Source organism: Vibrio azureus (assembly GCF_002849855.1).
In the GTDB taxonomy this organism is placed as follows: Bacteria; Pseudomonadota; Gammaproteobacteria; order Enterobacterales; family Vibrionaceae; genus Vibrio; species Vibrio azureus.
Map to the genome: position 1 here is coordinate 1,443,455 of NZ_CP018617.1, position 21,765 is coordinate 1,465,219.

General features: G+C 43.2%; 25 protein-coding genes. 10 read left to right on the forward strand and 15 right to left on the reverse strand.

Annotated elements, in window-relative coordinates; genetic code table 11:
- Positions 1-41: 41 nt before the first annotated feature.
- A complete protein-coding gene (locus tag BS333_RS22540; RefSeq protein ID WP_021709760.1) occupies positions 42-746 on the forward strand; it encodes a tetratricopeptide repeat protein in 705 nt (234 codons plus the stop codon).
- Between the two features lie 229 nt (positions 747-975).
- The gene (locus BS333_RS20200) at positions 976-2,316 is read left to right on the forward strand and encodes an aminotransferase-like domain-containing protein (RefSeq protein WP_021709759.1); all 1,341 of its coding nucleotides are present in this window, start codon (positions 976-978) and stop codon (positions 2,314-2,316) included.
- Positions 2,317-2,400: 84 nt separating this feature from the next.
- Here the strand turns inward: BS333_RS20200 and BS333_RS20205 are convergent, their stop codons facing one another.
- Genes BS333_RS20205 through flgB form a run of 12 tightly spaced genes read right to left on the reverse strand, consistent with a single transcriptional unit; the run spans position 2,401 to position 12,475 of the window.
- Positions 2,401-3,438 (reverse strand): hypothetical protein, encoded by a 1,038-nt coding sequence (locus BS333_RS20205; protein ID WP_021709758.1) that lies wholly within the window; start codon positions 3,436-3,438, stop codon positions 2,401-2,403.
- A gap of 21 nt (positions 3,439-3,459) precedes the next feature.
- Positions 3,460-4,359, reverse strand: a complete 900-nt coding sequence (gene flgL, locus BS333_RS20210; RefSeq protein WP_021709757.1) for a flagellar hook-associated protein FlgL — start codon at positions 4,357-4,359, stop codon at positions 3,460-3,462.
- 11 nt (positions 4,360-4,370) lie between these two features.
- Complete coding sequence (gene flgK / locus BS333_RS20215; RefSeq protein ID WP_021709756.1) at positions 4,371-5,744, reverse strand: flagellar hook-associated protein FlgK; 1,374 nt, start codon at positions 5,742-5,744, stop codon at positions 4,371-4,373.
- The gene (locus BS333_RS20220; protein WP_021709755.1) at positions 5,745-6,380 is read right to left on the reverse strand and encodes a rod-binding protein; all 636 of its coding nucleotides are present in this window, start codon (positions 6,378-6,380) and stop codon (positions 5,745-5,747) included.
- A 10-nt stretch (positions 6,381-6,390) separates the two neighbouring features.
- Complete coding sequence (locus tag BS333_RS20225; protein WP_021709754.1) at positions 6,391-7,512, reverse strand: flagellar basal body P-ring protein FlgI; 1,122 nt, start codon at positions 7,510-7,512, stop codon at positions 6,391-6,393.
- The gene (gene flgH, locus BS333_RS20230) at positions 7,512-8,183 is read right to left on the reverse strand and encodes a flagellar basal body L-ring protein FlgH (RefSeq protein WP_021709753.1); all 672 of its coding nucleotides are present in this window, start codon (positions 8,181-8,183) and stop codon (positions 7,512-7,514) included. Before flgH ends, BS333_RS20225 begins: the two co-directional genes overlap by 1 nt.
- Before the next feature lie 29 nt (positions 8,184-8,212).
- A complete protein-coding gene (flgG, locus tag BS333_RS20235; protein WP_021709752.1) occupies positions 8,213-8,998 on the reverse strand; it encodes a flagellar basal-body rod protein FlgG in 786 nt (261 codons plus the stop codon).
- Positions 8,999-9,018: 20 nt separating this feature from the next.
- On the reverse strand, positions 9,019-9,750 hold the full coding sequence (locus BS333_RS20240; protein WP_021709751.1) for a flagellar basal body rod protein FlgF: 732 nt from the start codon (positions 9,748-9,750) through the stop codon (positions 9,019-9,021).
- A gap of 12 nt (positions 9,751-9,762) precedes the next feature.
- Positions 9,763-10,962, reverse strand: a complete 1,200-nt coding sequence (gene flgE / locus BS333_RS20245) for a flagellar hook protein FlgE (RefSeq protein WP_021709750.1) — start codon at positions 10,960-10,962, stop codon at positions 9,763-9,765.
- Between the two features lie 33 nt (positions 10,963-10,995).
- On the reverse strand, positions 10,996-11,676 hold the full coding sequence (gene flgD / locus BS333_RS20250) for a flagellar hook assembly protein FlgD (RefSeq protein ID WP_021709749.1): 681 nt from the start codon (positions 11,674-11,676) through the stop codon (positions 10,996-10,998).
- Entirely contained in the window at positions 11,676-12,110 is a 435-nt protein-coding gene (gene flgC / locus BS333_RS20255) for a flagellar basal body rod protein FlgC (RefSeq protein ID WP_021709748.1), read from the reverse strand. The genes flgD and flgC overlap by 1 nt, the downstream gene beginning before the upstream one ends.
- Before the next feature lie 2 nt (positions 12,111-12,112).
- Complete coding sequence (gene flgB, locus BS333_RS20260; RefSeq protein WP_021709747.1) at positions 12,113-12,475, reverse strand: flagellar basal body rod protein FlgB; 363 nt, start codon at positions 12,473-12,475, stop codon at positions 12,113-12,115.
- A gap of 77 nt (positions 12,476-12,552) precedes the next feature.
- Here flgB and flgA point away from each other — a divergent pair, with 77 nt between their 5' ends.
- The 4 genes from flgA to BS333_RS20285 all read left to right on the forward strand — a co-directional run bounded on the left by flgA (position 12,553) and on the right by BS333_RS20285 (position 15,249).
- Positions 12,553-13,350 (forward strand): flagellar basal body P-ring formation chaperone FlgA, encoded by a 798-nt coding sequence (gene flgA, locus BS333_RS20265; protein WP_021709746.1) that lies wholly within the window; start codon positions 12,553-12,555, stop codon positions 13,348-13,350.
- Positions 13,351-13,781: 431 nt separating this feature from the next.
- On the forward strand, positions 13,782-14,063 hold the full coding sequence (gene flgM / locus BS333_RS20275) for a flagellar biosynthesis anti-sigma factor FlgM (protein ID WP_021710992.1): 282 nt from the start codon (positions 13,782-13,784) through the stop codon (positions 14,061-14,063).
- Positions 14,064-14,081: 18 nt separating this feature from the next.
- On the forward strand, positions 14,082-14,519 hold the full coding sequence (flgN, locus tag BS333_RS20280) for a flagellar protein FlgN (RefSeq protein WP_021710991.1): 438 nt from the start codon (positions 14,082-14,084) through the stop codon (positions 14,517-14,519).
- Positions 14,520-14,583: 64 nt separating this feature from the next.
- On the forward strand, positions 14,584-15,249 hold the full coding sequence (locus BS333_RS20285; RefSeq protein ID WP_050568048.1) for a lytic transglycosylase domain-containing protein: 666 nt from the start codon (positions 14,584-14,586) through the stop codon (positions 15,247-15,249).
- Positions 15,250-15,549: 300 nt separating this feature from the next.
- On the opposite strand, the gene BS333_RS20290 is transcribed toward BS333_RS20285, so the two are convergent.
- Complete coding sequence (locus tag BS333_RS20290; RefSeq protein WP_033004249.1) at positions 15,550-16,080, reverse strand: NUDIX hydrolase; 531 nt, start codon at positions 16,078-16,080, stop codon at positions 15,550-15,552.
- Positions 16,081-16,310: 230 nt separating this feature from the next.
- Between BS333_RS20290 and BS333_RS20295 the strand changes: the two genes are divergently transcribed.
- Together BS333_RS20295 and BS333_RS20300 are read left to right on the forward strand one after the other, a co-directional pair.
- Complete coding sequence (locus BS333_RS20295; protein ID WP_021710988.1) at positions 16,311-16,550, forward strand: putative hemolysin; 240 nt, start codon at positions 16,311-16,313, stop codon at positions 16,548-16,550.
- Between the two features lie 313 nt (positions 16,551-16,863).
- Positions 16,864-17,523: a hypothetical protein gene (locus BS333_RS20300; RefSeq protein ID WP_021710987.1), complete on the forward strand. Its 660-nt coding sequence runs from the start codon at positions 16,864-16,866 to the stop codon at positions 17,521-17,523.
- Here BS333_RS20300 and BS333_RS20305 read toward each other — a convergent pair.
- Positions 17,492-18,349, reverse strand: coding sequence for a YdcF family protein (locus tag BS333_RS20305; protein ID WP_021710986.1), 858 nt, complete (start codon positions 18,347-18,349; stop codon positions 17,492-17,494). The two genes, BS333_RS20300 and BS333_RS20305, sit on opposite strands and share 32 nt — an antisense overlap.
- 79 nt (positions 18,350-18,428) lie before the next feature.
- A complete protein-coding gene (gene pncB / locus BS333_RS20310) occupies positions 18,429-19,739 on the reverse strand; it encodes a nicotinate phosphoribosyltransferase (RefSeq protein WP_021710985.1) in 1,311 nt (436 codons plus the stop codon).
- A 405-nt stretch (positions 19,740-20,144) separates the two neighbouring features.
- On the opposite strand from pncB, the gene BS333_RS20315 reads away from it, so the two are divergent.
- Entirely contained in the window at positions 20,145-20,870 is a 726-nt protein-coding gene (locus tag BS333_RS20315) for an NUDIX domain-containing protein (protein ID WP_021710984.1), read from the forward strand.
- A 126-nt stretch (positions 20,871-20,996) separates the two neighbouring features.
- A complete protein-coding gene (locus tag BS333_RS20320; protein WP_021710983.1) occupies positions 20,997-21,650 on the forward strand; it encodes an isochorismatase family protein in 654 nt (217 codons plus the stop codon).
- Positions 21,651-21,765 lie beyond the last annotated feature (115 nt).

Consider the following 21,765-nt stretch of genomic DNA (forward strand, 5'->3'; position numbering starts at 1 on the left):
TCAAAAATAAAGCAAAAACTACAATCAGAGATAAAACAGAGATGATGATAATTATAATTTTTATTTTAATACTCTTTATAATCGGCTCAGCGGTAAAGGAAGAACCACATAAAGCCAAAAGGGTAGAATATTTTCATAGAGCGGAACTTGGGGATGCTGACGCCCAAAACAATCTCGGCGTCATGTACTACGAAGGAGAAGGCGTCTCTCAAGACGAGATACAAGCCGAGTCTTGGTACAGAAAAGCCGCAGAGCAAGGCCAGGCTGACGCTCAATACAACCTAGGATCTATGTATTACCTTGGCAGAGGCGTGATTCAAGACAAAACCGAAGCACTATCTTGGTATAAAAAAGCAGCTGAACAAGGACATGCCGGCGCTCAAAATAATTTAGGTACAATGTATGATGAAGGTGATGGTATTTACTTAGATGATACCCAAGCGGTCCAGTGGTACCAGAAAGCCGCCAAACAAGGTGATGCTCGTGCTCAATTTAACCTAGCTCTGATGTATCATGAAGGTGAAGGCATCGCTCAAAATCACGCCCAAGCTGTAATGTGGTACAAAAAAGCAGCCTTGCAAGGGGATGCCGACGCTAAATTTAACCTAGCCTTGATGTACCATGATGGTGAAGGCGTTACTCAAAACAATTCCCAAGCGGTAAAATGGTATAAAGAAGCTGCCGAACAAGGCCATAACCTCGCTCAAAGCCAACTTAATGGGATGTGCAAGGAAGGGGAAGTATAACGCCACAAATGGTAAAATAATGCGCCTCTGACTGAGCTAAACCTAAGTAATCTCAAGATATTGTGTTCAGCCAGACACTCTTTGGGATCGTGTCACTTGGGTAGACATAGCACCTTAAAGTGACATTGGTATATTAATTCGATTAAACTAAGTCATATACCCAAGTAACCTCAAGATGCTTGAGGTCACTTGGGTATAGTCATCCTAATTATCAGCCCAAGGAGTATTTGTGAGTAGTGCAAAGTTCGTTCATATCGCGAAAGTGATCGAGGAACGTATTAATCAAGGCGAATACCGCCCCAATACAAAATTGCCGACTCACAGGGTACTCGCTGCTGAGTTAAAAACAACACCAGCAACTATCGCCAAAGCCTATCAACTCCTGGTTAATAAGCGTCGTGTCAAGTCTCATGTTGGCCGTGGGACCTACGTGTGTGATACATCTGCGCTCGGGCAGGCGATTCAAGCACCTGAACACGGACATGACTTTAATTTTTCGATTCTTCAGCCATGCTTGCACAAAAATTCTGAAGCAATCCGAGCAGCGTACTCCGCAACTGCTGATCATTTAACTCCCGAACTCATCGGTTATGTCGAACACTCCGGGCATAAAGCTCATCGCCTAGCGGGCTGTCATTGGGCCAAATATTATGGATTAGAAGGTGGTAATCTCAACAATACCCTGTTAACCAATGGCGCTCAGCATGCCCTCTCGCTCCTGATTCAAACCTTTACTCAGCCTGGCGATACCATTGCAGTTGAGTCACTGACCTACCCTGGTATTTTTGCCATTGCGAATCTTTCAGGACGTCAAGTTGTCGGCGTGGCCATGGATGATTATGGTGTCTCACCTGAGGCTTTAGAAACGACTATTGTGGAACATCAGCCTAAATTAGTCGTCCTCATCCCCTCACACCAAAACCCAACGGGAATTACCATGCCCGTATGGCGTCGTAAAGAGGTCGCTCAAATCATTGCCAAACACAATATCTGGCTGATTGAAGATGATATATATGGCTTTCTTAACGCAGAGCCCATTCCTGCAATCACGAATTTTATTCCTGATCATGCCTTTCATATTTCTGCGTTATCCAAAGCCATCAGTCCGGCGATGCGATGTGGTTATATTAAAGCTCCGAACGAGCAAATCACGCGAATACAAGCCTTCATTCGGGCAAATATTTGGCTTCCTTCTCCCCTCAATTTTCAGGCAGCAACAGAGCTTATTGAATCCGGTGAAGCCTTTACACTCGCACATGAACAGCGTCTTACCGCCCAAAAACGACAACAGATCGCTCGCGAGGTATTGCCTGACTTTATCAGTGATGACAGTAGCTATCACATTTGGTTGCCTTTACCCAACCACTGGAAAGCCGAGCACTTTGTACAACACGCCAAGACAGAGCATATCTTAACCAGCAGCGGCAGTTATTTTGATGTTACAGGCCTTGAGTCTCGTCATATTCGCCTATCATTAATGTCCATCAATACAGAAGATAGATTGAGAGAAGGGCTGAGCCAACTCAAAATGCTCTTGGACAGTCAAATGAATACTCTTTTCCCAATTTGACAGTGATATCCTAAGTTAACATTAATACCCTAGGTTAACAGCAATACCCAAGCCTGACCTTGGGTATATGGTAGTTGGAATAGATTACTTTAGCAGCGCAACAACAGTGTGACGTCGTACATTTGCTTGAGCATTTAAGGCTTCAAACGTGGTTGTAAAAGTTGAGGAAGCCGATGTCCACTGTTCTAATTTGTGATTCACTTCATCGCTCATGAGTAAATCCTGACGGTGTATTCTTTGCATTTGATCTTGTAAATCAGTATGGAACGCTTTTGCGGCATCGAAACTGCTTCTGACCTGACGGAGATGTCGGTTCACGTTCGAAATAGCTTGCTTTATGGCCTCTCGAGACCCCAAATCAAACGTCATTTCATTGACGCCATCTGGCTCAGACTTGAGTGTCATCAGGTTCGCTTGACCAGCCGGGAAGCGATGTCCTTCACCAGTGATCTTTACTTTTTGCTGCATGAGCTGATAGGCAGCATCACGAGCTTCAAACAAAATCGCTCCATCTCCAGCAAGAGATGCTCTCATCCCCATTGGAATCAAGCTTCTATCGAGCATCTTTACCATCTTAGATGGCTCTGAATGCCCATCGAAATGTATCATCACTGATTGGCCTTGTGGAAAGTCAAGACGAACCTGCTCTGCTTTATCACTTAGCCTGTTGGTATTGAGCCCCGGAATCGAGAAACGCCGTATATCTGCCCGATCCAAGTTAAAACGTAACCCATTATCGATGACCTTTTGACCATCAAAGCGTGTTTTTTCAACTTGCCTTTCTATCACTGCCTTTGAGCGAATTAATTGTTCTTGTATCCCATGAGCATTAGCCAAACCACGTTGCATTGCTTGCGTCAGATTACGTTTAATGCTCGTTAGCTCTTTGCCTATCACCTGTAAAGATTGAGAAGCAATTTGCACCGCAGTCGCTTGCTGCTGCCCTTGATTAAGGCGAACTCCCGTGACCGAGTAGGAAATGGAAGCTTCAACGTTCGTTGAGGAAACAGGCGGCTTTATAATGCCACCGGAGCTCATAGAGCGAGTCGGGGTAATTAGGGCTTTCCCACTCTTTCCCAAAGGAAGACTTGGTGAAGTGATTTCGACAGAGCTCATCGCCATAATATTTTTCCTTTCTTAAGCTCACATACGATCAAAGAGACGCAGATCGTTTATTTTGACATAACTGGCCTGTGTCGCTTGCAGCGCAGCCAGAAAGTTATGTAATTGAACAGAAACTTCACCGTAATCTAATGCCGATAACTCCTTGGTCACTTTATCGACAAACAAAGTATTCTCACCATGTGCACTGTCTAACAACGCCAAATTATTGTGACGCCCACCTATTTCCGTTCTGGCGCCGAGAACATTAGCCAACGTATCATCAATGCTCGACAGACTGGCCCCGACTTCCGCTTGAAACTGCTCGCTCGGACTCTTAAATTCTGCAATTAAAGCATCGATCTGATTAAGCACGTTCTCACCTGAGTCACGCCTTAGAAGCTCAGTGGCGGTTACATTTGCCTCTATGGTCACGCCTTTAGCGACGGTAACAATTCGTTTGTCATCGTTACCCACTACGGTATATTTATCATTAACTTTAGTCACCGCCGCTTGGTTTGATTGTGTCCCCGCAAAGAGAAAGTGGCCTTCTTCATCTTGGTTATTTAGGGAAGATTGAATCGCATCACGATAGCTTTTGAGTTCAATCACCATTCCGGTTCTGTCTTGATCTGTCAGGGACTCATTGGCTCCCCATAACACCAAATCACGCATACTCATCAGACTGTTGCCCATGGTCTCTAATTGGACTTCTTGCTGAGATAATGTGGTAGTAACGTTGGCAATATTTTTTTTATATTGTCCTAATGCGCTTCCCTCTCGCTCTAAATTCAACAACTTAATTGACGACATAGGATCGTCAGACAACTTTGTTAAACGCTCACCGGTCGCCATTTGTTGCAGCACTTGCCCTAAGCCAGCATTATTTCGTTGCAAGCTATGTAACATCATTTGGCTAAATTGACTGTCACTGATTCTCATGTCTACCTCCTTTAGAACAATTGCAGCACTGCATCAAAGAGTTGATTCGCTGTACTGATGACCTTGACATTCGCGTTATGTGCATTAGAAAAAGTCATTAGGTTTGCGGCTTCTTCATCAATATTCACCGCACTCACATTATCGCGTTCCGCTTGAACCTGCTGATTCATCGCATTTTTCACATCTCGATCTGTATTAGCTTGGCGAGCTTTAATCGCAAGCTCTCCTACCATTGAGTTAAATGCCTCATTTAAGCTCAGTTGACCGTATCCGGTCACCGCAACGGACTGATTACTGATTCCAATCAGAGCATTTAATACATCAGCATTACCTGGCATTCCATCACTTGAAAAAGCCAACTCTGCAGGACGTATATCATTAACACTTAAGCTTGCCGCTGGACTGTCTACATTGAAATCAAAAAGCGGTTTACCTGGTTGTCCATTGAGGTCGATCCCCGTTGCCAATCGGGAGTTATATTGTTGCGTGAGCGCTTTCGCCATATCGTCTAATGCAACTTGGTGAGGTTGAAGAATCTCTTTTTGATAATCCTGAATCGCCCCCAGCTCACCACCAACGGAATGATTCACCATAAATTGCTGCTGAGAAAACTGGATAGTCAAATGAGAAAGGTCATTATCATTTTTTGTCGGTACACTGCCTAATAAGCCGTGCTCAGACCCCATCACTAAAGGTTGTCCAGAAGCAAGCGTGACTTGTAATCCTCCGTTGGGTTGAGAGGTTGTCCTCACTTCTACTAATTGTGACAGTTCTCCAAGCACGGCATCTCGTTTATCAAGCAGTGGCGAAGGGTTTCCTCCTACCCCATTGATTTCTGCAAGTTGCTTATTTAACGTCGCAATATTCGCCAGTAGCGTATTCACATTTTCCAGTCCAGCTTCTCGTTGCTGGTTCAAGTCATGATTTTGATTGTGCAACGATTCAGATAACGTATTAAACCGTTGTGCCAAAGCTTCTGCTTCATTAATCACTTGCTGACGATAAGGTATTGACTCTGGTTTGACCGTTGCATCATTCAATGCAGCATTTAAAGAGTCCAACCCAGCCGAAAGATTAAACCCATCAGCACCAAAAGTATTTTCCAGTTGACTGAGGCCTGCACTATAGCTTTTTGCGTAAGAGGCGAGACTATTACTTAACCATACCTGCTTGACTAAGAACTGATCCGTCACACGCCGAATACTGGTGACTTCGGTACCCATTCCTGGACTAAAAATATTATGTTTCTCACCTTCGACAGAGGCAAATAATGCCTGCTGTCGGCTGTAACCTGGAGTATTCACATTGGCGACATTTTGCGCTGTTACGCCCAAGGCTACTCGGTTAGCACTTAACCCTGAAAGGGCTATATTTACAAGATTCATCTACCACTCCATTGTTTTGAGTAACGGTTGAGCAAACGCTGTTGTCATCCCCGCTTCTTTGAGTACCTGTTCTAGAGAAGCGACCGTTTGGGGATCAGTATTAATTCCTTCAAGCATTGGATTTTCTAGCATGTTTAGATCTTGTCGCGCAGATTTAGCATCAGCAGAAGAGAGCGATGTTATGCGCTCTCTCACATCAACTGCAGTCAGATGCACCGGTGATGCCTTCCTTCCTGAAACAAAATCACTTGAATGACGGCCTTCGTTTGCAGCATTGATAAAGCGAGAAGCTTCAACAGGACGGCTTTGCTCTACAGGACTCAATTGCTTAATCAGCATCTGTGCAATGCCCGCATTGTGTTTTTGAGCCAGTTCGATCGCCAATTGACCATCATACATATCGCGAAAAACACCCTGATTTTGATAGGAAAATGGCGAGTTTTTTGCAGATAAAACATCACTACTGCTTCTCATTTGACGCAGCACAATTTGTAAAAACATCGCCTCAAATTGACCAGCCATCGTCGATAATGCTTCTTTACTGCCTTGATGCTGCTTAATGTTCATCACCGCGCTATTGTCATGATAAAGAACACGATTTACATTCATAGAATTACCCAGTTCTTGTAACTTCATATCAGACTCCTTAGATAACGACCAGCTCAGCATTTAAAGCCCCAGCTTCATCGAGAGCCTGCAAAATTGACATGAGATCTGAAGGTGAAGCCCCTAAGCTATTCACTGCATTAACAATGGTATTGAGTTCTGTCCCCGCAGGCCAAATCAGCATTTGCGCCTCCGTTTGTTCAATATCAATATCACTTTGATTCACAACTTCGGTATTGCCTTGAGCAAATGGGTTCGGTTGGCTCACCTGCTGAGATTCCGACACTCTTACCGTAAGATTGCCATGGCTGACCGCCGCCTCACCAACTTGAACATTTTTACCGACAACAACGGTGCCAGTTCGAGAGTTAAACACAACTCGAGCTGGCTTTTTGCCTTCAACGACACTGAGCTCTTCCAGCATTGACATCATGGTGACACGTTGCTGAGTATCCATTGGCGCTTCCATTTCAACTCGTGCCTTATTGATCGCTTTCGCGACATTAGGCCCAAACATTGTGTTAATTTCACGGGCAATATTTTTTGCCGTAGTAAAGCTAGGTTTGCGTAGATTTAGGGTAATTTCACTTCGCTGGTTAAAATCTGTTTCAATTTCTCGCTCCAGCGTTGCACCGTTAGGAATTCGCCCTGCCGTTGGAATATTCATAGCAATTTTGGAACCGCTACTGCCTTCAGCACTGAGCCCTCCAACAACAACACTGCCTTGAGCAATGGCGTACACTTCCCCATCAATGCCTCGTAAGGGGGTTAATAACAACGTGCCACCACGTAAGCTCTTCGCATCGCCAATAGATGACACAACAACATCTAATGTTTGCCCCGGTCCTGCCATTGGATCGACCGATGCGGTAACACTAACAGAAGCCACATTACGCAACTTCGGGTTCATCGAATCATCAATTTGAACACCAAACTGGCGGAGCATATTAGTGATCGATTGAGCAGTAAATTTAACCTGATTGCGGTCACCTTGTCCTGCGAGGCCAACCACTAAGCCATATCCCACGAGTTGGTTTTCTCGGATACCTTGAATATCCACCAAGTCCATAATTGGAACGCTCGTTTCAGCTCTTAGCAGCATTGGCATTGCCACCGTCAGAGAAAATAAAAAAGAACAAAAAAATACATTAAGTGATTTCATTAAAAGGGTACCCATGGGCTGTTGAAGAACTGTGTTAACCATCCTGCAGCATTACTGTCTGACAAGGCTCCACGACCAGAATAGGTGATTCGAGCATCTGCAATTCGCTGAGAAGACACCTGATTACTCCGATTAATATCATCAACTCGAACAATGCCAGTTAAACGAATAAACTCATCGCCTTGATTAAGCCTTAACCATTTCTCACCGCTAATTCGCAGCACACCATTAGGTAACACTTCATGTACCGTCACAGTAATCGCACCTTGTAACTTGTTTCCTTGCGAACTGGAGGCACGACCATCAAAGTTTCGACTGGCATCAAGGCTCGCGCCGAAATCATCAAATGTTTTATTCCCAATCGTCGGTACAGCAAAATCGACACCTGAGCTTTTACCAAATTGAGTGCCTGCTTTTTTGCTTGATTTCGTTTCTTCAGAGAGTTGAACCGTCAGGACATCTCCAACTCGATACGCACGGCGATCTTGAAAAAGCGTCATGGTGTATTGGTGACGATAAAGACTGCCAGATTTTTTTTCTGGTAATGTATAATCTAGCACTGGTGGTGCATATTCTTGTGCATTAGGCTCAGGAGGAATAAACTCCTCACGCCCAGCACACCCCACCAGCAGTACGACGACCACTGCCCAACTGTTTGAAAGCCATTTCATTGCTTCTTCCTTACCATCACCAATAATTACTACAAGGACTGCGAGACGAACTTAAGCATATCGTCTGTTGCTGACGCGACTTTGGCGCTCATTTCATAAGCACGCTGAGTGGTGATCATATCAACCATTTCTTCGACAACCTGAACATTCGAGCCTTCTAATGCCCCTTGCTTAATACTGCCAACACCGTCGGTAGCCGGTGCGAGATCTGCCGCAGGACCACTGGCAGCCGTTTCTCTAAATAAATTGCCACCAATGGCTTCTAAACCGGCTGGATTGACAAATTTTGCTAAAGTGATTTGGCCTAGTGCTTGTGGCGTAGGATCATCGGATGTTGTCGCTGTGACCATGCCATTCACTCCAACTGAAAAAGATGTGGCATTATCCGGCACCTGAATTGATGGCTGTAATGGTAAGCCTTGACTATTAACCATCAGGCCTTCGGAGTTAATATGGAACTGCCCATTGCGGGTATACATGATCTGCCCATCAGAATTTTCAATTTGGAAAAAACCTTGGCCCATCACCGCTAAATCCAACTCTTGCGTTGTGTTTTGAGTATTGCCCTGAGTAAATACTTTTTGAGTCCCAACAACACGAACACCTGACCCCAACTGAACACCACTTGGTAAGGTGTTAACTTGATCGACTTGTGCTCCCGGCTGACGCTGAATGGTATAAAAGAGGTCTTCAAAAACCACTCGGTCACGCTTAAAGCCAACAGTATTAACGTTCGCTAAATTATTAGAGATGGCTGTCATCTTAGTATCTTGCGCAGCCATGCCTGTTTTACTTATCCATAATGCTGAGTGCATATTTTACTCCTTTAATACGACTAGCTCGCCGACATCAATTTATTACCGGCTTGAGCTAAGGTCTCAGCGGTTTTCATCATGCGAACTTGCATTTCGAAATTACGTGTTAGAGACATCACATTCATGAGCTCTTCAATTGCAGAGACATTACTGCCCTCTAGGTGCCCAGAAGAAATTTGCACCGTTTCGTTGGCTGGAAAAGGTTGACCATCAAGTGAATGCAAAAGGCCATCCGTCTCTTTTTGTATTTGCGCGGCTTCTGGCTTGACTAGTTTGAGGTCACCAACCTCGATTTCAGCGCCACCGCCAGGGGGAACCACAGTAACCCTGCCACGTTCACTGATCTCAACAGTTTGAAAGTCAGGGAGGATCAGTTGGCCATCTTCACTCAGAACTGGAAACCCATTGATTGTCACCGCTCCTGATGAATCCACACTCATGTTACCAGCTCGCGTGTAGGCTTCATCACCCGATGGCGTTGCTACCGTCAAGTAGCCTTCCCCAGTAATCGCTACATCAAGCACTCTACCGGTTTTCATGACCGCACCAGTATCCAAACGAGTCATGGCTGAGTTTGTGACCACCATCGTCCGACCATCAAATGCTTGCCCGGGCAAAGCCACACTGGTTGCCCGTTCCATATCGGCACGAAAGCCAGAAGTATCCGCATTGGATAAGTTATTCGAACGTACATGTTGCGCTTTCAAAACTCGACTGGCGCCAGACGTAGCTGTAAACAGTAAGCTGTCCATACGTATTCCTCATTACACCGCGTTGAATAGCGCTTGCGTCAATTTATCGCTGGTTGAGATGGTTTTAGCATTGGCTTGATAGTTGCGCTGCGCGGTCATCAACGACACTAGCTCACTGGTTAAGTCAACGTTAGAACCTTCAAGTGCTCCCGGAGTTAGATCCCCTAATGTGCCGCTGCCTGGCGCACCAATAACAGGGCTACCAGAACTGAAACTCTGACTCCATGCGGTACCGCTGACTTTCGATAAGCCTTGTGTGTTAGCAAAATCAGCTAATACTACTTGGCCTTGAAGCTGAGACTGACCGTTGGTGTAAGTCGCATAGACCATGCCATTTTCTTCTACTCGGACCCCGGTCAACTCACCCGATGTATAACCATTTGGGTTATTGGTGCTCACTCCGAATGTGTTACCGAACTGGGTGCTACCCGCAAGGCTAATATCCACACTGATTGCATCGGCACCAGCCACTGGAAACGTCACGTTAAACGCCTCAGTCGGCGAGGATAACGTGCCATTTGTATTAAAGGTCACTTCACGCGAGGTTGCTGGGATTGTCGGAGCTCCATTGGCTTCGACATTCACTTGCCAAGTATTGTCAGATGTTTTAGTGAAGTATTGAGTAATCGTATGAGATTGACCCAGAGAGTCATAAACTTGAGTGGTATAGGAAGAATTGAATGTGTTAGGGTTGGTTGAATCAAAAGGGAGAACATTTTGATCAATCGCCGTCGCGCCAGCAGCAAAGTTAGCCACAAAATCCATTGCATCGGTTGCTTTGGCATTCAAAGAAGAAGTCGAGACTTTGATACTGCCGAAAGATCCCGTCACCAACTTATTATTACCATCAACACTGTAGCCTTGAAGTTCTGCACCATTATTGGCCATGACCACATTGTTTTTATCTGTCCCGAACACACCTGAGCGCGTATAAAGTAGTTGACCCATATTGTCTTTTGTGACGAAAAAGCCATTGCCATTGATCGCCAAATCCATCGCACGACCTGTTCCTGTTACAGACCCATTTTTATCAAAGTTTTGCGAGATAGCCGCCACTTGAACCCCACCGGGTTGCATGCCATTATAAACGGCAGCAAACTCAGTCCTTCCTTCTTTAAAGCCATGCGTCGAAGCATTAGCGATATTATGACTGATGGTGTTCAGCTCTGTATTGGTCGCATCTAGACCACTAAGTGCAATATTAAGACTCATAAATAATTCACCTCTTGTATTTCCATATTTTGGTTAAGCACCAAACTGAGTGATTTGATAGAAAGGAACTTGTCCTACCCCTTCTACATTGACTAAGGTAGGTCCACCTGAACTCGGTATACGAACTTGTTCAACTGTACCCGCTAATAAAACCGTGGGACTGGCTTGCCCTTCTTGAACTTCGACCGAGATGGAATAAGGCCCAGGTTTGAGCCCCAACTCCTCAGGGTCAATAGAAAAGGGCACTTCTCCAGCACCTTTCGCTCCCAATGGCACCTTGGTGGTTTGTCCAAATGCATCTTTAACCAATAAAGTGACTTGATTAGATGCATGGGCTAATTCTATTTTTCCACTTTGTGTTTGCTGATTAAGATTGAATTCATTGGCAGTGACGTAGACAGTTTTGCCCATCAGTCCCGCTGTAGAAAGAACTTGCATATTGTCGAGCGACACCATACTGTTCTGCATCAACGTGGACATATTTTCTGTACTTTGCACCTGAGAGAACTGGGCGAGCTGACTCACGTACTCCGTTCCATCCAGTGGGTTCAGTGGGTCTTGATTTTGAATTTGTGCCACCATAAGTGAAATAAATTCATTTTGTAGCGACGCGGCCTTATTACTTTCCATTGGGTTATTCGAAACACTCGGCATACTTGACTGCGAAGCACTGGGCGCTTCAGAAGAGAGAGCATTAAACGGTGCAATACTCATTAGCTACCCTGCCCTAGTCTAAGCAAACCTTGCTGCATACTTTTCACGTTAGCCAGTACTTCGACATTGGTTTCAAAACTACGAGTGGCTTGCATCATATCGGCCATTTCAGATACCACATCGATATCTGGGTAATAAACGTATCCTTCTTCATCAGCTAGAGGGCTACTGGGCTCAAAACGCTTTTCAGCTTCTGCTGCACTCTTCACGACATCAACAATACGTACTTCTGCATTTGGGTAGACATCATTAGCCGTCGTGAGCTGAGTTTTTTTGTATACCGTTGCAAAAACGGGTTTCAATGCTTTGTACGCGTCGTCAGAGCTAGCCGAAACCGCATCAGCATTGGCTAAGTTACTCGCTACTGTATTCAAGCGCACAGTTTGCGCCGTCATAGCAGAGCCCGTTATAGAATAAATATCGGTAAATGACATCGTTAACGCCCCTCTATCACTTTTGCCAGTCCGCTAAACTTCATGTTCAGAAAAGTCAGACTGGTTTGAAAATCCATACTGTTTTGGGTGAATTTGGCTTGCTCAACCCCTAACTCAACCGTATTGCCATCATTACTGTTTTGATAAGGCACTGAGTATTTCGCCTCAATATTTAATTTCTCCTGCAATTTATGAGCGCTCCTTTGTGAAAAATGGTTCATAACAGTAGTAAATGTCAGGTCCTTAGCTAAATATCCCGGCGTATCAACATTTGCTAGGTTACTCGCGAGGACTTTGGTACGCTGAACGCGAAAATTAAGCGCCTCAGGATGAACACCCAACGCATTTTCGAATGAGATAGCCATGCATCTTTCCTTAATTGGCTCAAGTGATAGCAAAATAGAAACAAAATACATGCCATAAATAAAAAATAGGTTTTTCAATGATTTACAAAAAGGTAAGGAAGCCAAACTTCCGGTTTACGGAAAGCAAACATTACGGCGGGAAGAAAGCATGTTGTTTAGTTACTATACTCGTCAGCGGCCTGATGCTCGCTTTAACTGTGCGCGCAGATTCGAGAAATAACCGAGAAACAATCGACACTCTCAAAGCCATGGCTGCTGAACAATTTGAACAGGAAGTGGCTCAAACAGCCCACTCTCAGCAATGGCAAGATTATCAGCTCAATTATAGAATTTGGGTTCCACGGTCAGCGAAACACCTAACCAGATGTTCTGCCCCATTAACCTTTACCAGTCAAGATCATCAAGTGCTTCCTGTGGGCCATCTTAAGCGCATGCTGAGTTGTAATACGGCAGATTCTTCTTGGCGCATTAATATCACCATTAAAGCCAATATTACGCTGGATGTTGTCGTTGCGGCGAACACCATCAATAAAGGCCAACAGCTCAGTGCTTCACACTTAAAAAAAGCAAGAAAAACGTTCTCAAACCAGTCTAATTTCTACACGCAAACAGAGGCATTAATCGGTTTAGAGACCATTCGACAAATTCGGCTCGGCCAGCCTATTCATTCCAGTGTGTTAACCTCTCCCGCTTTGGTGAACAAAGGTAATGAAGTGCTCATTATTGCTTCTCAAGCTGGATTTATAGCCAGCACGAAAGGCATCGCACTTGAAAAGGGTAAGGAAAATCAACAAATAAAGGTTAAAAACTTACAGTCAGGTAAAATAATTCGAGCGCTTGTCACCGGATTAAATCAAGTTCACACACAATTTTGATTTTGGGCTCAGATTCTCATTTATAAAATGATAGTCTCGTCAAATTAAGGGCATTCTTGTATACAAAAAGAAGCTGGGTATATCCAAGTAAGTTTACGAAAAGTATTTAATATACTTCGAAATCGGCCGCCTGTTAGAAATATACCCAAGTGACTTCAAGATGCTTGATTCAGAGCGAGGTCACTGAGTCGAATTCAAGGAAGACAACGAAGCGGAATAGTATTCTATTTCCAAGTTGTCTGACGCAAGAAGTCCGCTCAGTGACACGCTCCCAAAGGGCGAGCGACCTTAACTCTCAGACTTTGTTAACGATTCTCAATGTAGAACGACTATATCTTCGAATCGTTGCCGCGCCTGAGAGATAAGGTCATCTCGCTGAACACAGTATCTTGAGGTTACTTGGGTATAGAACTTATGATTGAGGACAAAATATGAAAATTGACAAAGTTACCGGTGGCCATATAGCTCAGACCAAATTCCAGCAAGCCACGAAACAACCAATGGATAGCCCTGACGAAAAAACCATTCATGAACCCATCATGCAAGTCAATACTGCGGCCATTGAAAATGCTCAATCGGCAATGAACGCCTTGCCTGATATAGACATGGCTAAAGTGGAAAAAATCAAAGACTCGCTCCAACGTGGTGAGCTCGAGCTCAATACTGAAGCATTATCAAGAGCAGTTATGCAATTTCACACTGGCCATGAATAACCGTATAGGGGGAAGGCGATGACACAAAACTCGTCACAAGTTATTCAACAATTTGTTCGCTCTATTGCTAAAGACATTAAGCTTTATCAGCAGTTGTTGCCTATCATTCAACGCCAAAAAGCGCTTTATCTGTCCTTTGAAAGCGAGAGCCTAGACAAAGACAACAAGCATCAAGTCGAGCTATTAAATCAATTGAGCCAGTCGGCCAAAAAGAGAAAAGAGTGGATGCTGTCACTTGGCGTCCCTTTAAATGAACAAGGCGTATCGAAAATATTCGATGCCTTACCAAAAACCATCGCAATCCAAGCTCGAAAACAATGGACGGTTTTGCATACGCTCATTAAGCAATGCAAGCAAGAAAACACCAATAATGGAAGCACCGCCGCTGCATTTCAAGAGATCGTCACTCAACTCCTTCAGCCCGTTGCACATACTTATGAAGAACAGACTTTCTAAGCCCCAGCAACCGATGGAAATTCGGAATCCAACTCTGTTTCTTCAAAAGGTTATCTATACTTTAATGATGTTATTGTTGAGCTCGGCACTCTGTTCCAGTGCTGTTGCTCGGCCCAGTGACAGCGCGATTAAGCAACAACACCAAATTTTAGCTCGACATAAAACCCACATTTCCAAGAGATTTGAGACCTCGCATCAGTTGGTAAATCACATTCTTCAGCAACTTAAACATCGTTCGCTACCAGCAGATCTCGTTTTACTGCCCATGCTAGAGTCTTCTTTCAACCCTAAAGCCGTTTCTCACGCAAACGCAGCGGGGCTATGGCAGCTAATTCCTGCCACTGCTCGGCGTTTTGGATTGCAAGTTACATCACAACGTGATCAACGATTTGATGTAAAAGCCAGCACACAAGCGGCCCTTGCTTATTTAACATTTTTGTATAAGAAGTTTGACCAAGATATCGCTTTGACTTTAGCGGCCTACAATGCTGGAGAAGGACGTGTCGCAAGAGCAATCAAAAGAGCAGGAAGCCGGGATTTTAGCAAGCTGATACTTCCCCAAGAAACTCAGCAATATGTTCATCGCTTCTTTGCTCTGAGTCAGCTTATCAACGTGAAACAAATGCATTCGACTACAGTTCAACCCTTAATGCTTTTTTCTACACAAGAGACTTTTACTTTCGAACCTTTAGTTGATTGGGCCCCTCTGCCACCTCTAGTTAGTTTATAAAAACTGTACAATACGTGAGCTGGATTCCAATCATTATTCACGAGAGCAAAAAAGCCTCTCATATATAAGAAACGAGGATTAAATGATGATAGTCTGAAAAAATAGTTGATCTTAGCCAACATAAATGCGCTTTGTATATCAGCAAACGTAATTAAAGCTACTTGTTGAACATGATTAAAAAGAAGTGGTATAGGGTGACTATTTAAATCGCTCGAAGAGCAAAAAATGACGCTTCGCTTGCGCGTCTGGAATAGCCCGGGTTCCATAAGGAACTCGGGCTTTTTTTATCTACGAATGCATTCAACTGCATATATGAAGCGATTCTCTAACAACCAACTGCAACAGAAATGTTTCTCGCTCAATACTCATCCCTTTTTTTGGGCTTTCTAGTATTGTCTGCTCATTATGAGCAATCGCTTGATGAATATTGATCCAGACCGGGCGCATACCGTTACGAATCTCATAATCTTCATATGCAGTCTCACCCAATTCACGTTCGACGGTACAGGTATAACAGTAGGAGCTCATATGCATCACTTCTGCTTCTGCTTTATACCAAGGACGAAACTCTTCATATAAACCAAATGGTTTAATATTTTGAATCGACTTTGCCCCTGTTTCCTCTCTTAGTTCACGAACTAAAGCAGAAATGACATCTTCACCATCATCGATTCCACCACCTGGTAGTGTGTAATCATGATAGCGCTCGGTATAAAGAAGCAAAATATCTTCTCCGTGTAGAACAATTGCTCGCGCCGCACGACGTTGAATAATCGACTTATCATCCAAATGGCCAATATCCGGATGTACTGAGGTTCTTAAGTGTCTCAACATAACTCCTTATGTGCTTAGGCTATCTACCCATTATACCCAAATGACCTCAAGATGCTTGATTCAGAGCGAGGTCACTGAGTTATTTACTGCGGACTCAAAAAACTTGGTTATAAACAGAATTTTGCGAAAGCTTTCCTATAATTAATTAAATGGTCAACTAAATTATCACCAAGTGACCTTAATGAGCGGTATTCAATGCAACAATTTGAGCCTATAAGGAAATACAAATGAAAAAAATAACATTAGTGATCATTTCAGCAGTGGTAATGGCAACAGGGTGCTCTCTTCATGAAGGGGTCACTCATTCAAATGAATATACATCAATAACAAATCCTGCTGCACTTTACTGCATTGAGCAAGATGGTCTCCTCGATACTGTCACTGAAAATGCATCACGAACCAGTTATTGTCTACTACCTGATAATGAGCGAGTTGAGCTGTGGGAGCATTATCATATGACCCATTAATCAAGAGCCGTTTTAATTTTTAAAACCATTCAGTTAAATAACCGTTTAGCTAATTACAGTTGTATCTGAAACACAGTCGTATCTGAAACGCAGTAGAGCGATAAACTCATAGTACTAAGAGTGCTAAGTAACATTTGCATCAGACCCAACACATACAAAAAACCTATCAGTCCAAGAGCAATCAATTAACCTACTTATTCATCAATTATGAACACTGTTCAATTTAACCATAAAATGACTTTATTTACCCTTATCAAAGTGGTATTTATAATAGTGTCAACTAATTTACAATTTGAACGTTATTTTTAGAAAAATGAAAGAAAATACACAAAGCCAAACTGTGCTCCCTGCACAAAAAGCACAAATCACTGCAAGTAGTAAGCAAATCATATATGGTTCATTAAAAGTAGTGTTAATGACAATAATCATCAGCCTGTTGGTTAACTTTAGTTTACGAATTGACTTCATGTACTTAGAGGTCGGTTTAGGCGAGCGCTCCATCACTGAAAGCCTTCAACTCACAATGCTGCTTATCACAACGATTTCATTTTTTCGTTTGAGTCAAAAAAGCCAGACAGTTTCGCACGCTGCAATACTGATTACGGGTTTCTTTGCTGCTCTACTGATTAGAGAAATGGATTACTGGTTTGATATAATTCGCCACGGATCTTGGGTATATCCAGCACTATTAGTCAGTGTACTGGCGTGCTTTAAGGCTTACCAAGGTGGAAAAAACACGGTCAATCAAATGGCAGATCTCCTCCGAGAGCAATCCATGCAGCTGCTTATTGTCGCTGTCATTTTATTATTAGTATTCTCTCGAGTGTATGGCATGGGAAGTTTCTGGCGTCATGTAATGGCAGAACACTTTGTTCATGATGTCAAAAACATCGCTGAAGAAGGGATCGAGCTACTTTGCTATAGCCTGATCGCGTTTAGCTCTATCGCAACTTACCGTAAAGTGATGCGATAGATTCAGGATCAAAACGACGGTTTAGCATGGTTAAAATAGGGTCAATCACCGCTAATGCGACGTTAATTTCCTCAGCGGAAAAAGTAAAGGCTGTCTGATCGATGGCCTTTGCTAATTGGATAACGTGTTCATGAGCATGATCATCAAGCGGCATTAGCAATAACTGTTTGATTGCCTTTTTTGCAATGCTTAATGGTTGATGTTGAACTTCTGCCAACGGGCGCTGAAAAGCCTGATTCTTTACCCCCTGCAAATAAACACGATAAGTCGTCAAAGCTTCACAAGCTAAAAATGCTTCTGCCTGTGCTCCTTTATTTGGGTATGGCACACCAATGTGTTGCTCAATATCTAAAGGGATATTGGCAGTAATATTCGCTTGCGCACAGTGTAATTGAAATAATCGCAATAAACCTTGCTCATCTAACAGAGTTTGAATCTCAATTAATCGGGCTAGGTGGTAGTCATTTGATAGCAAAGATACATCTATAGTGTCACCACTATTAGCAAAGCCATTCTGAATAAGCAGAGCTGCTGCATTTTGTATGTTTTGAACTGTGTTGACCGACTGATTTTCAAGTAAAATAGGTAACTTAGGCAAACGACTCTGTGAATGATTTATAAGTTGTTGGTAATACCAAAACATCGCATCGGCTTCAGAAACTGCTTGCCCAACTGTTTTACCACCGCAAAATATCACTGTCGTCGTTTCTGCACACAACTTGGGCATCATTTCGATGAGCGCTTCAACTCGGGAGCGCCCCTCCGCAGTTAAATTCCCTCTAACTAGGCGCTTACCTAAAACAAGTAACACCTTTTTGCGTTTCATCGGCTCACATTACCCCAAGTTGCTATATACCCAAGTCATTTCAAGATCCCCAAGTGACCTTAAGATGCTTGAGTACAGCTTAAATCTCAAGCAAATAGTTCTGACCTTCAGTTTCTAAACGATCAATCAGCTTACGGCAGTGATCCAAATCAAGGGATTGATTAAATCGTCGTTTCAGATTCATTAAGAAGAAAATATCTTCACACATTGCTTTCTCTGGCTCATCACTTATTTTTGCCACAGGGGAGCCATTACAGGCAACCATTTTGATCACAATCGAAAGAGGAGAATAAGTTTCACCACGCTCATTAGAGTAAGTATCCATATCATTTGCTAAGAAAGTTCCGATGCCAAAGCTCACTTGAGCTCTGTTCTGGAAATGCTCGCAAATATCAAGTGCTTGCTCAAAGTTTAGCCCGTCAGTAAACACTAGGGTTTTACTCATGGGATCAATGCCGTGTGACAGGTAATGCTTAATGATCTTCTCACCCCATTCATAAGGGCAACCGCTATCGTGTCTTACGCCAGTATAAGCACGGCTCAAGCTTTCATCAAAATCTTGTAAGAAAGCGTCAATCCCAATGGTATCGGTCAAGGCTATACCTAACGCCCCATTAAACATCTTATGCCAGCGCTGTAAGGCTACCTTTTGCGAGTCTTGGACATTCACCAATGCTTGATGCCCCATGAACCACTCATGAGCAACTGTTCCTATCGGTGTAAGTCCTAACTGATGAGCAAGGTGATAATTGCTGGTGCCTGTCAAGCACTCAGGGAGTGTCGCACTGATATACTCGAGCATTAAGCGCTGAGCTTTATAAGAAAAGCGTCGACGAGTCGACATATCAGCAAATTTAAAGTTAGTGATATTACGTCGCTTTAATTCAGCTTTAAGAATACGCACCTTTTTATGAAGGGTATCAAGAAAGTGCTCAGCAGGAATATCAGCCCAGCGTGAACGGCTTCGGACTTCAGAAACAATACTCATGATGATCGTTTCATAAAGAATGGTTTCCTGCCATAGACCAGCAACGGTAATGTGTAGCTGATTCTTACCGTCTAAGCCCTTTTTAATACTGAAAGTAACATGACGTTCTGGATGAAAACAAAAAGACCGGAGAGACTCAATAAATTGCGTTGATAAATAAGGCGCAACACGTTGAATGTACTTAATGTGTTCAGGTGTAAATCTAATATTCTTCAACAGGTTAACTTGCTTTTCCACTTCAGGAAGCAAAGCAGAAAGATCTTCATCGCTACGAACAATGAATTTATAAGCGACTTCAATATCAGGGTAGTGTGACACTACCGCGCTCATCATATTCACTTTATATACGTCAAAATCTAACGCACTTTGTATGATACGAGAAGAAAATAAATTACTGGTCATGTGGAGCCCTTTTGCATGCCCTGTTAAAATCTACTCAGTCTTGTTTCATCCCACCTGAAAGTCCTAGAATATTGGTACTTTAAAGCTGTGTATATCAACATAAATTGAGTATATAACTATTTGTTACTTACTTAGTGCATAAACAATAAACACCCAAGTTTAGTTTGTCAACTTTTGTTACTAACTACTCTAAAGAATAATGTTTCATGAGCCTTTTAGTGATTAATTAATCCTCAAATCCCCAAAACATCTTCAATTTAACACAAAATTCATCGATAAAGAGACAACCTCAAAGAACCCCTTAATCACAAAATATAATTTAGTTTATAACATTTCGTTACTTACATATTGATTGAATGTAGCTTATACGCTAGATTACTTACAAATCATATTTAGGGGCTTATCATGATCGTCTGTGTCGATATCATTCCATTTCGATTATCTGGGTGCGCAGAGAAAAGACTTGAGGTGTTATTACTGAAACGTTCTAACCCTAACCGCCCCTATCACGGTGTTTGGGCCTTACCAGGCGGCTTCGTTTTCGATAAAGACATGACAGAGCAAGGTGGACGTCCAGCAGATGAGAACTTTGAGTCGGCACGCCGTCGTATCTGTAGAGAAAAGATCCACACTTATCCACGTCATTTTAGTGAAGCTTTTTTTGATAGCGATCCAAAACGCGATCCAGAAGAGTGGAGTTTAAATATCACACACTATGCTTTACTCGATAGAAACAATGTGGAACAAATCAATGACGCAGGTATGCCAGAATGCCACCTGAAATGGTTTCCACTGCAGGACATTCTTAATGGGGATGAAGTTCTGGCTTTTGATCATCAAAAAATGATCGAAATTGCATGGCAGAAGCTCCGTGCATCAATTGAGTATACCTCTGTCTTGCTTTTTGCCTTAGATAAGGAGTTCCTGGTTGCTGATATTATCGCGGCTTACCAAGAGTTTGGTATTGATATTAGCCGTATGACCATAAAGCGTCGCTTAATTGACTCTGGTGTAGTTAAGCCTACCAATAAAGTAGCCTCAACAAATAGAGGGAAAGGAGGTAAGCCAGCAATGGTCTATGCGTTAGCTAATGATGGCGTCACTTTCTTCCAGAACTGTTTACGCGGCTAGGCTTGCATTCCTCAGCTTGCCCAAATGAGAGCAAGATAAGGCATTATTACAGAACATCACAAACACGTTCAGTATCCTACAAAACTCAGTAGCCCTAACAATGAAAGATATATAGGCAATACATTTATGACTATTTCCGTTAACTATCAAAACACAGCAATTATCGATGTCGATCCCCAAAAAGGGTTTTCTGAGCTTTGTCCTGATGAGCTCCCCGTAAAAGGAGCATTAGAGATAGTCCCTGAGTTGGTGAAAAACCATACCAAAGGCAGACTTAAGCTCGTAAGTCGTGATCTTCACCCACCTAAAGCAGCTTGGGATGCAGAAACGCCAGCCAACATGTTAGAACCCGTCGGATTGCCAAATGTTGACTTAAAATGGAACCGTCATTGTGTGGTAGGCACTCAAGGTGTCGAATTACTGAACGGTTTACCTCCTGTATTGGATTATGATTTTCAGGTGAACAAAGGTATGGATCCTGACGCACATCCTTATGGGATTTTCTTCCACGATATGGCCGACACTATCACAACCGGTGCCAATGAATTCCTCAAATTTAACCAAATCGATACTGTCATCATAGGTGGCTTAGCGCTCGACTTTTGCGTTAAGAAGTCCGTTTCTCAAGCCCTCGACCTAGGTTTCAAAGTGATAGTCAACCTCGCCTCAACTCGCGCTGTGTTACCCGAAACCTGTCAACAAGTTATCACCGAGTTAGAACAACAAGGTGCGATTTTTGTCGCCTCATCTGATGAGATTCTGTGTCATATAACTGACTGAACAGGAACAGAACGGATATAGCCGAGTCAACGCAAGCAGTTTGGCTATGGCAGCATGATTGAAAGTCTCTAACTTTTACCCAAGTGATTCAAGGTGCTTGGGTATATTATCTTGG